General features: G+C 71.0%; 13 protein-coding genes and 1 tRNA gene. 11 read left to right on the forward strand and 3 right to left on the reverse strand.

From position 1 onward, the window contains the following. Positions 1–60: 60 nt before the first annotated feature. Positions 61–1782: a hypothetical protein gene (locus KXC43_RS08865; RefSeq protein WP_221375497.1), complete on the reverse strand. Its 1722-nt coding sequence runs from the start codon at positions 1780–1782 to the stop codon at positions 61–63. A gap of 132 nt (positions 1783–1914) precedes the next feature. On the opposite strand from KXC43_RS08865, the gene metG reads away from it, so the two are divergent. Beyond that, positions 1915–3711 (forward strand): methionine--tRNA ligase, encoded by a 1797-nt coding sequence (gene metG / locus KXC43_RS08870; protein WP_221375498.1) that lies wholly within the window; start codon positions 1915–1917, stop codon positions 3709–3711. Between the two features lie 201 nt (positions 3712–3912). Next, positions 3913–5208: a PKD domain-containing protein gene (locus KXC43_RS08875; RefSeq protein ID WP_221375499.1), complete on the forward strand. Its 1296-nt coding sequence runs from the start codon at positions 3913–3915 to the stop codon at positions 5206–5208. 64 nt (positions 5209–5272) lie between these two features. Here the strand turns inward: KXC43_RS08875 and KXC43_RS08880 are convergent, their stop codons facing one another. Continuing rightward, positions 5273–6307 carry a hypothetical protein gene (locus tag KXC43_RS08880; protein WP_221375500.1) on the reverse strand — a complete coding sequence of 345 codons (1035 nt, stop codon included), beginning with the start codon at positions 6305–6307 and terminating at the stop codon, positions 5273–5275. A 69-nt stretch (positions 6308–6376) separates the two neighbouring features. Here KXC43_RS08880 and KXC43_RS08885 point away from each other — a divergent pair, with 69 nt between their 5' ends. From KXC43_RS08885 to KXC43_RS08915, 7 genes are all read left to right on the forward strand, one after another. Then, positions 6377–7276 (forward strand): TatD family hydrolase, encoded by a 900-nt coding sequence (locus tag KXC43_RS08885; RefSeq protein ID WP_221375501.1) that lies wholly within the window; start codon positions 6377–6379, stop codon positions 7274–7276. 121 nt (positions 7277–7397) lie between these two features. Further along, positions 7398–8285 (forward strand): 16S rRNA (adenine(1518)-N(6)/adenine(1519)-N(6))-dimethyltransferase RsmA, encoded by an 888-nt coding sequence (rsmA, locus tag KXC43_RS08890; protein WP_221375502.1) that lies wholly within the window; start codon positions 7398–7400, stop codon positions 8283–8285. Continuing rightward, the gene (locus KXC43_RS08895) at positions 8282–8869 is read left to right on the forward strand and encodes a Uma2 family endonuclease (RefSeq protein WP_221375503.1); all 588 of its coding nucleotides are present in this window, start codon (positions 8282–8284) and stop codon (positions 8867–8869) included. Before rsmA ends, KXC43_RS08895 begins: the two co-directional genes overlap by 4 nt. After that, positions 8866–9813 (forward strand): 4-(cytidine 5'-diphospho)-2-C-methyl-D-erythritol kinase, encoded by a 948-nt coding sequence (locus KXC43_RS08900; protein ID WP_221375504.1) that lies wholly within the window; start codon positions 8866–8868, stop codon positions 9811–9813. Before KXC43_RS08895 ends, KXC43_RS08900 begins: the two co-directional genes overlap by 4 nt. An 8-nt stretch (positions 9814–9821) precedes the next feature. Beyond that, complete coding sequence (locus KXC43_RS08905) at positions 9822–11624, forward strand: ABC-F family ATP-binding cassette domain-containing protein (RefSeq protein ID WP_221375505.1); 1803 nt, start codon at positions 9822–9824, stop codon at positions 11622–11624. Between the two features lie 80 nt (positions 11625–11704). Then, complete coding sequence (locus tag KXC43_RS08910) at positions 11705–12166, forward strand: DUF4383 domain-containing protein (RefSeq protein ID WP_221375576.1); 462 nt, start codon at positions 11705–11707, stop codon at positions 12164–12166. After that, the gene (locus KXC43_RS08915; RefSeq protein ID WP_221375506.1) at positions 12166–12627 is read left to right on the forward strand and encodes a DUF4383 domain-containing protein; all 462 of its coding nucleotides are present in this window, start codon (positions 12166–12168) and stop codon (positions 12625–12627) included. Before KXC43_RS08910 ends, KXC43_RS08915 begins: the two co-directional genes overlap by 1 nt. Here KXC43_RS08915 and KXC43_RS08920 read toward each other — a convergent pair. After that, positions 12624–13226, reverse strand: a complete 603-nt coding sequence (locus KXC43_RS08920) for a TetR/AcrR family transcriptional regulator (RefSeq protein WP_221375577.1) — start codon at positions 13224–13226, stop codon at positions 12624–12626. The genes KXC43_RS08915 and KXC43_RS08920 overlap by 4 nt on opposite strands. A 204-nt stretch (positions 13227–13430) precedes the next feature. Here KXC43_RS08920 and KXC43_RS08925 point away from each other — a divergent pair. Both KXC43_RS08925 and glmU read left to right on the forward strand, forming a co-directional pair. Next, positions 13431–13501: transfer RNA gene (locus tag KXC43_RS08925), tRNA-Gln, on the forward strand. 66 nt (positions 13502–13567) lie between these two features. After that, positions 13568–15025 carry a bifunctional UDP-N-acetylglucosamine diphosphorylase/glucosamine-1-phosphate N-acetyltransferase GlmU gene (gene glmU, locus KXC43_RS08930; RefSeq protein ID WP_221375507.1) on the forward strand — a complete coding sequence of 486 codons (1458 nt, stop codon included), beginning with the start codon at positions 13568–13570 and terminating at the stop codon, positions 15023–15025. The last annotated feature ends 84 nt before the right edge of the window (positions 15026–15109 follow it).

Genomic DNA, 15109 nt, shown 5'->3' on the forward strand with positions numbered 1-15109 from the left:
GCGGGTGCGGCCAGTGGCTGCTGTCGATCGCGGCGGCTGTTGTTTTCCTTGTGTGGGCGGTCAGTAGGCGGCGGCCAGGAAGCCGGCCAGGAGCGCCAGTGGGCCGGCCAGGCTGAGGAGCACGGCGGCCCGGCGGGCCTTGGCGGTGTCGAGCCGCCGCGCCTTCGTCACCCCCGCGATGGCGTAGCCGCAGAGCAGCACGAGCGCGAAGCCGAGCATCCAGCGCAGCTGGAGCAGGGCGCCGGTCCCTCCGACGTACGCCTGAAGGCTGTCCGGACTGACCATGCGGGCCGGAGTGACCGCGCCCGGCTGGCGCGCCTGCCCTTCCACGCCGAGCAGGCGCACCTGAGTGATCGTGTAACGGCCGCCGGCGTCGGCGAACCGGCCGGCACAGCGCTGGGTGACACCGTCGCCGGTGCACTGCGTCGTGGTGGCGTACCCGTGGTCGCCGTGGCCGACCGCGAGCCAGAAGGGCTCGGCGCTGACCCAGGCGAAGAACGCCGCCACCAGGCCCAGCGCCACCAGCGAGACCTGAGCCGAGACCGGGCGACCGGTGTGCTTGCGGGCCGCTCGTCCGGTGCCCCGATGGCGGGGCCGGGTCAGCACGGGCGGGGGTTCCTCGCCGGGCGGCACTTCGATCGTGTCGTCGGTCGAGGTTCCGCGCCAGAACGGGGAGTTCTCCAGGCGTTCCAGGCGGGCGTCGGTGGACGGCGAGCCGGTCGCCGGGGGCAGCGGCACGGTGGGACGCGGGCCGCCCTGCCGGGGCCGCGCGGGCATCGGGCGGTCCAGGGGCACGGTCGGGCGGTGGCGCAGGCTCGGCTCGGGCAGCACCATCACGTCGTCCGGCGGCGGGGTGACGGTGGCCTTCGGGGCCGGTGCCGGTGGAGTCGGAGTCGGAGTCGGAGTGATCGGAGGCTTCGGAGCGGGCGGCGGCACGGCTGCGTCCTTCGAGACCGGTGATGGCACGACCGTGGTCTCCGCGGTGGGCGGCGTCACCGAGGCCGGAGGCGCGGATGTCGTTGCCGAGGACTGGGGCGCCGGCGGCGTCGTCGAGGCCTGCGGCGTTGGCGGCTTCGTCACGGTCTGAGGCGCGGGTGGCGGCGTGACCGTCGTCCGCGCGGCGGCCGGCGGCGTCATCGAGCCCTGAGACGCGGCAGGCGGCGTCACAGAGCCTTGAGGCGCGGCGGGAGGCGTCACCGAGGTCTGGGACGCGGCAGGCTTCGTCACGGAGGCCTGGGACGCAGCCGGTGTTGTCACCGAGGTCTGGGACCCGGCAGTCGGTGTCACCGCGGTCTGGGACGTTGGCGGCAGCATCGCTGCGGTCTGGGACGCGGGCGGCGGGGCGTCGGCGGCCACCGTTTCGGGTGACTTCCGGGCTGCATGGCCCGCCGCGGGGCGTAGGGGGTCGTACCGGTGCGGGTCGGGGCGGTCGTGGTCGCGCTCGACCGCCGGCATTTCCACGACGAGAGGCTCGGCGGCGGCGCGCGGGGAGCGGCCCGTGCCGAGTCCCTCGGCCACATCCTGGGCTCCGGCGGCGTGCGCATCGGCTGCGGCGCCCGTGCGGGGTACGGATTCGGGCGGGAGCAGCACGCCGGTGCCGCCGGCCGCCTGTTCGGTGGCCTGAGCGGGCCGTCGGCGCGGATGGCGGGCGGGTGCGGGCATCGGGTCCCCGGCCGAGCGGTCGGTCTCGCCGCGCCACCAGGCCGCGTCGGGATCGGCGAACGACCACGGGTCGCCTTCGCTGCGAGGCGTTTCCCCAGGTTGTGGCGTGTCTCCGGGCACGGCTCCATTGGACTACGCGGGCGGGTGAGTGCGGCGTTTTGAATCGGGCGTGTCGGGATAAATACGGATCTCGCGGAGGGCAGAACGAATCCGTTCGCTCGCCGCCCCCGCCGCTCACTACTCTTAGTCCTCATGAGTCACGTTCTCGCCGCGGTCGCCTGGCCCTACGCCAACGGCCCGCGCCACATCGGTCATGTCTCCGGCTTCGGGGTGCCCTCCGACGTTTTCAGCCGGTACATGCGGATGGCCGGCCACGACGTGCTCATGGTCTCGGGCACCGACGAGCACGGCACGCCGATCCAGGTGCAGGCCGACGCCGAGGGGGTGACCGCGCGCGAGCTCGCCGACCGCTACAACCGGGTGATCGTCGAAGACCTGCACGGTCTGGGCCTGAGCTACGACCTGTTCACCCGCACCACCACGCGTAACCACTACGCCGTGGTGCAGGAGCTGTTCACCGCGCTCGAGCGCAACGGCTACATCGTCAAGCGCACGACGCTGGGCGCGCGGTCCCCGTCGACCGGGCGCACCCTGCCCGACCGCTACATCGAGGGCACCTGCCCCATCTGCGGCTACGACAGCGCCCGGGGCGACCAGTGCGACAACTGCGGCAACCAGCTCGACCCCGAACAGCTCATCAATCCCCGCTCCAAGATCAATGGCGAGACCCCGGAGTTCGTCGAGACCGAGCACTTCTTCCTCGACCTGCCGGCCTTCGCCGAGGCCATCGGCAACTGGCTCGACCAGCGCGAGAACTGGCGGCCGAACGTCCTGAAGTTCTCGCGCAACCTGCTCGACGACCTGCAGCCCCGGGCGATCACGCGTGACCTCGAATGGGGCGTGCCGATCCCGCTCGACGGCTGGCGCGACCGCAACGACAAGCGCATCTACGTGTGGTTCGACGCGGTCATCGGCTACCTGTCGGCCTCGATCGAGTGGGCCCGCCGCTCCGGCGAGCCCGAGGCGTGGCGCAAGTGGTGGTCGGCCGACGGCGAGGGCAAGGACGCCCTGGGCTACTACTTCATGGGCAAGGACAACATCGTCTTCCACTCGGTGATCTGGCCGGCGCTGCTGCTCGGCTACTCGGGTGAGGGCGACAAGGGCGGCGACCCGGGCGAGCTGGGCCGGCTCAACCTGCCCACCGAGGTGGTCTCCAGCGAGTTCCTGACCATGGAGGGCAAGAAGTTCTCCTCGTCGCGCCGGGTCGTCATCTATGTGCGCGACTTCCTGGAGCGCTACGACGCCGACGCGCTGCGCTACTTCATCGCGGTCGCCGGTCCCGAGTCCAACGACACCGACTTCACCTGGGCCGAGTTCGTCCGGCGCAACAACGACGAACTGGTCGCGGGCTGGGGCAATCTGGTCAACCGGTCGATCTCGTTGGCCGCCAAGAACTTCGGCGCCATCCCGGCCGTGAGTGAACTCACACCGGAGGACGAAGCCCTGCTGGCCGTGGCCCGGACGGGCTTCGCGACGGTCGGCGAGCTGATCGGCAAGCACCGGCAGAAGGCGGCCATCGGCGAGGCCATGAAGGTGGTCGCCGAGGCCAACAAGTACCTGTCCGAGCAGGCGCCCTGGAAGCTCAAGTCCGAGGAGCAGAAGCCTCGCCAGGGCACCGTCCTCGCGGTCGCGCTCCAGGTCGTCAGCGACGCCAACACGCTGCTGACCCCGTTCCTGCCGCACTCCGCCCAGAAGGTCTTCGAGCTGCTCGGCGGCGAGGGCGTGCACGCGCCGATGCCGAGCATCGAGCAGGTCGACGACCTCGACGGCGGCCCGTCCTACCCGGTGCTCACCGGCGACTACACGGTCGGCGCGCGCTGGGAATCGGTGCCGCTGGTGGCCGGCACGCCGCTGGCCGCCCCGAAGCCGGTGTTCCGCAAGCTCGAGCCGTCCGTGATCGAGGAGGAGCTGGCTCGTCTAGCAGGGTGATCTAGGCCGGATGCCGGGCCCGTCCGCACGAAGGTGCGGGCGGGCCTGGTCCGTTCATGGGATTGATCCCCGTGATGTTGATCAGGTAGCGTCGGCGCTCCACGGGGGAACACCAGCGTTTCATCGATACGGCTCCGTTCTATCGGAGTTGCATCTATGCGTCCCCTTCGTGCGGTTTCAACCCCTCGAAGGAGCATTTCCTTGAAGTCTCGCCTCTCACGTCCGCTGCTCGCGGCCGTCGTCAGTGGAGCGTTCCTGGTCGGCGGTGGCATCTTCGCCGCGCCGGCCCTCGCCGAACCGCCGCCGCCCGGCGCGCCGGAGTCGACGAGCACTCCTACCACGGAGCCGACCACCACGGCGCCCGTAACAACGCCGCCGCCTCCCACGGACCTGCCGGCCACCACGCCGCCGGTCACGGAAACGACGCCGCCGCCCGCGACGACGGAGCCGCCGACCGAGACGACGCCGCCGGTCACCACGCCGCCCGCCACCACCACGCCGCCGGTGACGACGCCACCGCCCACCACGACCACGCCGCCGCCGGTGGACAAGACCGCGCCCACGGGTGCGATCGGCGTGAACCGGTGGAGCATTTTCCCCGGCCAGTCGATCACGCTGACCCTGAGCGGGATCAAGGACAACGTGAGCCCGGCCGCGCAGATCAAGCGCGTGGTCACCTGGGGTGACGGCACGAGCTCGACCGTGAACCCGACCGCCAAGACGGTCGCCCACACGTACAAGTCGTCGGGCAAGAAGCCGATCACGCTGACGCTGACCGACGCCGCGGGCAACAAGAGGGTCCTCAAGTCGTCCGGCCCCACCGTCGTCCCGCAGTCGGTGAAGTACAAGCTCAGCCGGACCACGGTCTTCCACGGCCAGAAGTTCGTCTGGGAGCTGCTCAGCGTGCCGGCCGGCGCCACCAAGATCACGATCGCCTGGGGCGATGGGCGGGCCACGGTGCTGACCAAGCCCAAGAAGCAGAAGATCACGCGGCACTACTACTCGACCCCGGACAACAAGTACATCGTCGACCCGGGCGTGAAGACCATCAAGGTGACGGCCTACAACAAGTACGGCGCCGCCACCCCGCAGGTCGCGGGCAAGGTCTCGCTGAAGAACGACACCTCCCGCCCGGTCGTCAGGGTCACCGCGCCCTCGAAGCCGAGCAAGGCCTCGTCGTGGAAGGCCGTCAAGGGCACCGCGACCGACACCGGCTCCGGCATCAAGGAAATGGCGATGGTCACCCTGGTGCTGAAGACCAACAACAACGCCGTCTGCTATGCGCCCTCCAAGAAGAAGTGGCTCAACGCCAACAACGACACGCCCGACGCGTGTGTCGTCGTGGTGAAGCCGTCGAAGGGTAAGTTCTCGACCCCGCTGAAGAGCACTCCCAAGGGTCAGCTCGGCATCATCGCGATCGCCGCGGACTGGGCCGGCAACATGAACTCGATCCCCGAGTCCACGTTCCCGTTCGTCCACACGCGGCGCATCAGCTGAGCTGTTGCCAGACAGCGAAGCCGGCGTCACCCCGCGAGGGTGGCGCCGGCTTCGGCGTTGACGGCTACAGCGCGTACGGGATGTCGGCGATGTGGTGGTCGAGCAGCTCGCCCACCGGCGCCCACGACTCGTAGACGCCCCGCTCGTAGCAGCGCGCGCCCGTGTGTTGCAGCGAGTCGTTGTCCGGCCGGACCAGCCGCAGCCGGGCCCAGGCCTCGTCGCGCTGCAGCACCCAGCACGGGGTGCCCCGCCACAACGCCTGTTCGGCGCGGCGGCTCAGCGTCGAGACCGGATAGCGGGCGGCCCGGGTCAGGGCACGCACCCGGAACTCCTCGGGCGGGTCGGCGACCGCTTCGTACTCCTTGCCCTTGATCTGGCCGACGAGGCGGGCCGAGCCCGTGGTCGTGCAGGGCACGTATTCACGGTCGGGGCTGACGCCGGGCAGGTTGTCGAGCAGGCCGCGCCAGCGGGGGCCGGCCAGCCGCAACCAGCCGTTCTGCTCCGGCTGATACGTGTAGAGGATGACCTCTTCGCCGCCGGGCAGGTGAGCGATGATCTGCGAGTTGGCCGGGATCGGCAGGTCGGCGAACCCGGCCGTGATGTATTCGGGGATCAGCTCGGAATTGCTGGGTGTGAAGCCGGTGCCCAGGATCATGGCGCCGATCCGGTTGTGCGCCTGGAGCATGGCCAGGCCGGGCTGCGACGGGCCGCCGGGCACCTCGTAGTCGAGCGGGTCGACGGCCCGCCAGCGCAGGGCGTACGCCACCTCGGAGTCGGTGACGCCGTCGGTGCCGAGCAGGGCGAGGTCGCGCGGGTCGCTCAGGTGGGCAACGTCGCAGGCGCGGTAGCAGAAGCCGTACGGAAGCCAGCCGCCCAGATGCCCGGAGACCTGCGCCGGCGAGAGCACCTTGATCATGCGGGTGCCGCGCCGGACCGCCGCCGTCGCCCGGATCTGGCGCAGGACGGGATCGTCGCGGTAGTTGGCCGACTGGCTCATCGACTGGACCTGGGCCCAGCCGAGATCGCGCCTCAGCGGTGCGGAGAGCGGGGGCTCGAGCGGATCGGCCTCCATGACGCTGTCCTCGCCGGTCACAGTCACCCGGCGCAAGGTAGTCAACAGCGGTGGATGTCAGGTGAACAGCCGGTGTCCTCGAGGTCGAAGTGCAGAATGTCTCACATGTCATCGTCACCTTCGGAATCCCGCCGCGAGAAGGCCCGCCGCCGGGCCGGCGAGTTTCCGCCGCCGCCCGAGCCGCTGGCCGTGGCCGTCTTCGACAGCCACACCCATCTGGACCTGACCGTTCAGGAGGCCGGCGTGCCCGGCGGCGAGGCCGCCGACCCGGTCGAGTCGCTGCTCACCGCGGCGGCCAAGGCCGGAGTGGACCGGATCGTGCAGGTGGGCGTGGACGAGCCGTCCTCGCGGTGGGGCGCCGAACTGGCCGCGCGTCACCCGTCGGTGCTGGCCGCGGTCGCGCTGCACCCGAACGAGGCCCCACTGCTGTCCGATCTGGACGAATCGCTACGGGCGATCGAGGCGCTGGCCCAGCAGCCGCGCGTGCGGGGCATCGGCGAGACGGGCCTCGACACCTTCCGTACGGGGGAGGAGGGCCGCGCCGCCCAGGAGGCGAGCTTCCGGGGGCACATCGCGATCGCCAAGCGGTACGACAAGGCCCTGATCATCCACGACCGGGACGCGCACGAGGACGTGCTGCGCGTGCTCGACGAGGAGGGCGCGCCCGAGACGGTGGTCATGCACTGCTTCTCGGGCGACGCGGTGTTCGCGGCCGAGTGCGTACGCCGGGGGTTCCACCTGAGTTTCGCGGGGACGGTCACCTTCGCCAACGCGGCCAACCTGCGCGAGGCGGCGGCCCTCACGCCGGCCGGGCAGATCATGGTCGAGACCGACGCGCCCTACCTGACCCCCATGCCGCACCGCGGCCGGCCCAACGCGTCGTACCTGATCCCGCTGACCGTGCGGGCGCTGGCCGCGATCCGCGGGGACGACCTCGACGAGCTGTGCGCCGCCATCTCGGCCAACGGCGAACGAGTCTTCGGCCCCTGGCGTTAGCCGAGGCTGCGGTCACGTCGAGCAGCACCTCGGCCACCAGGTCGGGCGCCGCCTCGACCACGGCCCGCGACTCAGCAACTGCGTCATGCGCTCGTTCGTACCCCGGCTAGGCTTTCCGACCATGGCTGACGCACTTCTCGGCCCGGCGGAGATCCGGGAACTGGCGGCGCGTCTCGGTGTCGCCCCCACGAAGAAGCTCGGCCAGAACTTCCTGCACGACCCGAACACGATCCGGCGCATCGTCGCGACCGCCGGGCTGACCCCCGACGACGTGGCGCTCGAGGTCGGTCCCGGGCTCGGCTCGCTGACGCTGGGTCTGGCCGGCGCGGTGCGGCACGTGCACGCGGTCGAGATCGACCCTCGGCTGGCGGCTGCCCTGCCCGAGACGGTGACGGCTGCCCATCTGACCGTGCACAACGCCGACGCGATGCGCGTGCGGGGCGCCGACTTCGACCCGGCGCCCACGATGCTGGTGGCGAACCTGCCCTACAACGTGGCCGTGCCGGTGGTGCTGCACCTGCTGGCCGAGCTGCCGAGTCTGCGCGGCGGCCTGGTGATGGTGCAGAAAGAGGTCGCCGACCGGCTGGTCGCCGGTCCGGGTTCCAAGGTGTACGGGGTCCCGTCGGTCAAATTGGCCTGGTACGCGCAGGCTCGTGCGGCCGGCAAGGTGCCGCCGGCCGTCTTCTGGCCGGTGCCCAATGTGGACTCGGGTCTGGTCGCCTTCAGCCGCCACGCCGCCCCGCCCGGTGTCGATCGAACGGATGTCTTCGCCGTGGTCGACGCTGCTTTCGCCCAGCGCCGCAAGACCCTGCGGGCCGCGCTGGCCGGTTGGGCCGGTGGCGCCGACCGCGCCGAGAAGCTGCTGGTCGCGGCGGGGGTGAGCCCGCAGGCCCGCGGCGAGTCGCTGACCGTCGCCCAGTTCGCCGCGATCGCCGGGGCAGCAAAACTGTCGCTTCCCGGCGGTAAGCTCAGCCCGTCCGACGCGCAGCCCGAGGAGGTGGACTCATGACCGCGGAGCCGATCAGTGACCTTTCCGCGGCCGGCTTCTGGGTGCCAGACCCGGTCAAACAGCGGGCCGCCGGCTACACGATCGAAGACATCCTCAGGCTGCCGGATGACGTTCCCCGCGTTGAACTCACAGATGGAGTCCTGTCCGTGGTTCCGTCGCACTCGGGCGCACACCAGAAGATCAACGGCCGGCTGATCGCCTGGCTCGACCAGCACCTGCCTGAGAGCTTGGAGGCGCTGTTCGCGGTCGGGGTAGCAGTGGGACATCGCAACACACTCGAACCGGATGGCTTGATCTTGCATGCCCCGGTCGACCTTGAGCATCACTTCTACGAACCGGATCAGGTCGTGGTGGCGATCGAGATCGTCTCACCGGGCACCAAACGACGGGATCGGCTCGAGAAACCGGCGGTCTATGCGTCCGTCGGGATTCCGCACTACTGGCGTATCGAGCAGAATCCTGTCCACATATATGCCTATGACCTCGTCGGCGGCCGCTACGAGCTGGTCGCTGACGCCGACGAGGAACTGGTTCTCACGGCTCCCTACGAACTTAGGCTGCCGATTCGGGAAATCACTCCGTGACCGAGGCCTGGGGACCGGATGACGACGAGCCGCGGCGGCATCACGGGCCGGTTCGGGTGCGGGTGCCGGCAAAGATCAACCTGCACCTGGGCGTGGGGCCGCTGCGGGCCGACGGTTTCCACGAGCTCAACACCGTCTACCACGCGATCAGCCTGTTCGACGAGCTGACCGCGCGCGCGGGCGACACGCTCACGCTGACGATGGAGGGCGAGGGCACGGGGGCGCTCGCGCTCGACGAGACCAACCTGATCATCCGGGCCGCCAAGGCCCTGGCGGCGCGCACGCGGGTGCCGGCCTACGCGCGGCTGCACCTGCGCAAGAGCATCCCGCTCGCCGGTGGCCTGGCCGGGGGCAGCGCCGATGCGGCGGCCACACTGATCGCCTGCGACCTGCTGTGGGGCACCGGCCTGGCCCGCGAAGAGCTGGCCGAGATCGGGGCCACGCTCGGCTCCGACGTCCCGTTCCTGCTGCACGGTGGCACCGCGCTCGGCACCGGGCACGGCGAGGCGATCAGCCCGATCCTGGCCCGGCCCACCACCTGGCACTGGGTGGTGGCCGTGGCCGAGGGCGGGCTGTCGACGCCCGAGGTCTACCGCAAGCTCGACGAGCTGCGCGACGGCTCCTGGCCGCCGAAGGCGCTGGGCGACGCCGACGAGCTGATGTCCGCGCTGCGCCAGCGCAACCCCGAGGTGCTCGGGGCCGCGCTCGGCAACGATCTGCAGCCGGCCGCGCTCGCGCTGCGGCCCGAACTGGCCGACGTGCTCAAGGCGGGCAGCGAGGCCGGCGCGGTCACCGGTCTGGTCTCCGGGTCGGGGCCGACCTGCGTGTTCCTCGCCACCGACGCCGCCCACGCGGGCCGGGTCGCCGCCGGCCTCAACGCCGCGGGGGTGTGCCGCGACGCGGTCACCGCGCGCGGTCCGATGCCGGGGGCGCGGGTAACCTAGGAAGCATCGTGGCGAACATCATCAACCTTGACCGGGTGAGCAAGGGTTACGGCGCCGCCGGCCAGCTTCTCACCGACGTTTCTCTCGGGCTCGACGACGACGCCCGCATCGGCATCGTCGGCCTCAACGGCGCCGGCAAGTCGACGCTGCTCCGGCTGCTCGCCAAGAGTGAGGAACCCGACTCCGGCCGGGTCACCCACCGGCGCGACCTGCGGGTGGCCAGCCTGCCCCAGACGTTCACCCTGGCCGCCGAGGCGACCGTGCGCGACGTCGTGCTCGGCACCGCCTGGCTGTCCGAGGGCATGGGGGCTGAGCACGAGTGGGCCGGCGACGCCGGCGTGCGGGCCATCCTCGAGGGCCTCGGCATGGGCTACCTGGGCCTCGACACCCCGGTCGGCCCGATGTCGGGTGGCGAGCGCCGCCGGGTCGCGCTGGCCGCGCTGCTCGTCCGCGAGAGCGACCTGCTGATTCTCGACGAGCCCACCAACCACCTCGACGTGGCCGGTGTCGACTGGCTCGCGCACTACCTGCTCTCCCGCCGGGGCGCTCTCATCGTCGTCACCCACGACCGCTGGTTCCTCGACGCGGTCTGCACGGCCACCTGGGAGGTCGCCGACCAGCAGGTGCTCACGTACGAGGGCGGCTACGCGGCCTGGACGCTGGCCCGGGTCGAACGCCAGCGGGTCGCCGCCGCCGTCGAGGCCCGTCGCCAGAACCTGCTTCGCAAGGAGATCGCCTGGCTGCGGCGGGGCCCACCGGCGCGTACGTCGAAGCCGCAGTTCCGCATCGACGCCGCCAACGCGCTGATCGCCGACGTGCCTCCCGTGCGCGACAAGGTGAGCCTGCAACGCCTGGCCACCTCCCGGCTGGGCAAGCAGGTCTACGACCTCGAGGACGTGACGCTCGACGCCGGGCCCAAGCGGATCCTCGACGGGCTGACCTGGCAGGTCGGTCCGGGCGACCGGTTCGCCATCCTGGGCGCCAACGGCGCCGGCAAGACCACGCTGCTGCGGCTGCTGGCCGGCGTCACCAAGCCCGGCGGCGGCCGTCTGGTGACCGGCTCGACGGTGCGCGCCGCGTTCCTGTCCCAGGAACTCAAGGAGCTGCCGGGCGACCTGCGCCTGCTCGAGGCCGTCGAAGAGGTTGCCAAGCGGGTCAAGCTGGGCGACCGCGAGCTCTCGGCCGGTCAGCTGGCCGAGGTCTTCGGCTTCACCGACAAGCGCATCTGGACCCCGGTCAGCGACCTGTCCGGCGGCGAGCGGCGCCGGTTGCAGCTGCTGCGCCTGCTCGCCACCGAGCCCAACGTGCTGCTGCTCGACGAGCCCACCAACGACCTCGACACCGACACGCTGGCCGCGCTGGAAGACCTGCTCGACTCGTGGCCGGGCACGATGATCGTCGCCAGCCACGACCGTTACCTGGTCGAACGGGTCACCGACACGGCGTACGGCATGTTCGGCGACGGCCGGCTCGTGCACCTGCCCGGCGGCATCGACGAATACCTCGCCCGCACGGCCGCGGGCGCCGGTGGCGGTGGCGGTGGGGTGACAGCTTCCGGCGTACCGAAAGAGGCCGCGAGTGGCCTCTCCGCGGGTGACCTGCGCCAGGCTCGCAAGGATCTGACCCGGCTCGAGCGGCAGCTGGCCAAGCTCGACGAACGCGTAGTCAAGATCAACGAGAAGCTGGCCCAGCACGGCAGCGACTACGACAAGATCATGGAGTTCGACGCGCAGCTCAAGGCGGTCCAGCAGGAGCGCACCGAGGTCGAGGAGGCCTGGCTCGAGCTGGCCGAGCAGGTGCCCGGAAGCTGATCCGGGGGGTGTGCCTGCGCCGCTCGGGGGCAATACGCGAGAATCGGCGGGTACAACATCTGACCTTGGAGACGGACACCATGGCGCACACCCCGGTCAACCACCCGCTGCGGCCTCTCTACCGGGCGCTGAGCTTCGTCGCCGGCGCCTACCTGGTCGTGTTCGGCGTCATCGGTCTGATCCAGACGTCGGGCGAGAGCTTCACCGGCGCCAGCGACGTCCGCGTCCTCGGCCAGGGCACCAACATGCTGTGGTCGATCCTCGCCGTCGTCCTGGGCGCGATCGTGCTGGCCACTGCCGCGATCGGCCGCAACCTCGACGTCGAGGCCAACAAGTACCTGGGCTGGGGAATCCTGGTCGTCGGCAGCTACGAGCTGGCCACCAGCCGCACCGACGCCAACTTCTTCGGCTTCACCATCGCGACGGTCGTGGTGACCTACCTCGTGGGTCTCGTCCTGATCACCGCCGGCCTCTACCTCAAGGTGGCGCCGCAGTCCGAGGCCGGCGCCCCGCGGCAGGTGCGTGAGGGCCGTACGGCCTGATGGCGCACTACCCCCTCAACCACCCTCTGCGTCCCGTCTTCCGCTTCCTGGCCTTTCTCGCCGGGGCCTACCTGACGCTCTTCGGCGCCATCGGCCTCGGCGTGACGGCCGGGGATCCGGTCTTCCACCGCGGCTCCGACTGGGTGCTCGGCCTGCGCACCAACCCGGCCACGGCGTGGCTCACGCTGCTGCTGGGCGTGGTGCTGCTGGCCGTCGTGCTGGTCGGCCGCAACCTCTATCACCGGGTCACGCTGGTGCTGGGCTGGGCGCTGGCCGGCTACGCGATGATCATGATGGCGATGATCCAGACCGACGCCAACGTCTTCAACGTCTCGATGGTCAACGTGATCGTGCTGACGGTGCTGGGGCTGATCGTGCTGACGGCGGGCCTCTACGGCAAGGTCGGCACCCCGGAACCGGCCCCGGGCGAGTCGCGAGCGGCGCACGGGATCCGCGCCTAGCGGGTCTTGCGGGTCAGCAGGGTCGGTTTCACCTCGAGGTTGGACAGGCCGTTCCACGCCAGGTTGACCAGGTGGGCGGCCACCATCTCCTTCTTGGGCTTGCGGGCCTCGCGCCACCACTGGCCGACCAGCGCGACCATGCCGACCAGGGCCTGCGAATAGAGCTCGGCGAACTTCGGGTCGAGGCCGCGGGACTTGAACTCGGCGCCCAGGATGTGCTCGACCTGGTGGGCCACGTCGTTCATCACGCTCGAGAAGGTGCCCGCCGGCGACAGCACGGGCGATTCGCGCGCGAGCACCCGGAATCCGTGCGGCTCTTCCTCGATGTAGTCGAGCAGGGCCAGGGCGGCCTGTTCGAGCAGTTCCCGGGGGTGGCCCGCGGTCAGCGCCGTGGCGATCCGGTCGAGCAGCGCCCGCACCTCGCGGTCGACGACGACCGCGTACAGGCCCTCCTTGCCGCCGAAGTGCTCGTAGACGACCGGCTTGGAGACCTTGGCCCGCGACGCGACCTCTTCCACGCTGGTGGCGTCGTAGCCCCGCTCGGCGAACAACTGACGGCCGATGGCGATCAACTGCTCCCGCCGCTGGGCGGCCGACATGCGAACCCGGGGGGCCGCCGTTGGCCGCGCCCGCCGTTGTTTGCCGTCGCCATCGCCCGCATCCGTCACCGGGCCATCCTGTCAGGTCCCCTCCGCGGCCATCGCCCCGTGACGGTCCGACGCTGCCGGGGGCGGGTGGTGGTCGGACCGTGCCGCTAAGATGTGACCGGTGGACATCGCCCGATGGGTAAATGTCCCATTTGGTCCCGGATCGTCTAATGGTAGGACCGCGGCTTTTGGTGCCGTTTATAGGGGTTCGAATCCTCTTCCGGGAGCAGTCTTCCGCGGCTGAGTTGTCGCCGCCTCTTCCTCAATGACTACAGCGAGCACAGGAGTACCGCGTGAGTCAGGCCCCTCGTACCGTCGTCGTTCTCGCCGCCGGTGAAGGCAAGCGGATGAAGTCCGCCACCCCCAAGGTGCTGCACCCGCTGCTCGGGCGCACCCTGGTCGGGCACGTGCTGAGCGCCTCGGCGGCGGCCGGTGCGGAGCGGACGATCGTGGTCGTCGGGCACAAGGCCGAGCAGGTCGAGGCCCACCTGGCCGAGGTCGCGCCGACCGCCACGCCGGTGCTCCAGGCCCAGCAGAACGGCACCGGTCACGCCGTACGCCTGGCGCTCGAGGCCGTGCCCGAGGTGACCGGCACCGTCGTGGTGCTCAACGGCGACGTGCCGCTGCTGCGGGCCGAGACGGTGGGCAGCCTGATCGAGGCGCACGAGTCCGGCGCGCGCGGCGCGACCGTCCTGGCGGCCGAGGTGGGCGACCCGACCGGGCTGGGACGCATCGTGCGCGACGCCGCGGGCAACCTGGAGCGGATCGTCGAGGAGCGGGACGCCTCGGCCGAGGTGCGCGCGATCCGTGAGATCAACGCCGGCATCTACGCCTTCGACGTGGCGTCGCTGCGGGAGGCGCTGTCGAAGCTGTCGACCGACAACGACCAGGGCGAGGAATACCTGACCGACGTGTTCGGGATCCTGGCCTCGGTGGGTCACCCGGTCGGGGTCTTCGTGGCGCCGGACGCTGACGAGACGCTGGGATGCAACGACCGGGCCGAACTGGCGAGCCTGCGGGCGCTGCTGCGCGACCGGGTGAACGAGGCCTGGATGCGGGCCGGCGTCTCGATCCTCGACCCGTCCACCACCTGGATCGATGTGACCGTGCGGCTCGAACCGGACGCCGAGATCGACCAGAACTCGCAGCTGCTGGGCGAGACGACCGTGGGCGCGGGCGCGATCGTCGGGCCGGACACGACGCTGATCGACACCACCGTCGGCGCGGGCGCGGTGGTGCTGCGGACCCACTCGATCGGGGCCGAGATCGGCGCCGAGGCCACTGTGGGCCCGTTCTCCTTCCTGCGGCCGGGCACCCGCCTGGGGCGCAAGGCCAAGGTAGGCGGCTTCGTCGAGACGAAGAACGCCGAGCTGGGCGAGGGCGCGAAGGTTCCCCACCTGTCGTACGTGGGGGACGCCACGATCGGGGCGAAGGCCAACATCGGGGCGGGCACGATCTTCGCCAACTACGACGGCGTCAACAAGAGCCACACCACCGTGGGCGAGGCCGCGTTCGTCGGCTCGGACACGGTGCTCATCGCGCCGGTCGAGATCGAGCCGGGGGCCTACGTGGCGGCCGGCAGCGCGATCCAGAAGAACGTGCCGGCGGGCAGCTTGGGCGTGACCCGGGCGCCGCAGCGCAACGTGGAGAACTGGGTGACCCGGCGCCGGGCCGGCACGGTCTCGGCCGCGGCGGCCGAGCGCGCGATCGCCGAGAAGGACGCGGGCGGCGAGATCAGCACGGCCGAGTGACAGGCGGATCCGCGCCGGGTGCGGTTAGCTGAGGGGACGGCCCGCCTCTGACGGGAATCCGACGCGCCTACGCCGCGGGGTGGA

It is taken from the genome of Paractinoplanes polyasparticus, from assembly GCF_019710575.1.
In the GTDB taxonomy this organism is placed as follows: domain Bacteria; phylum Actinomycetota; class Actinomycetes; order Mycobacteriales; family Micromonosporaceae; genus Actinoplanes; species Actinoplanes polyasparticus.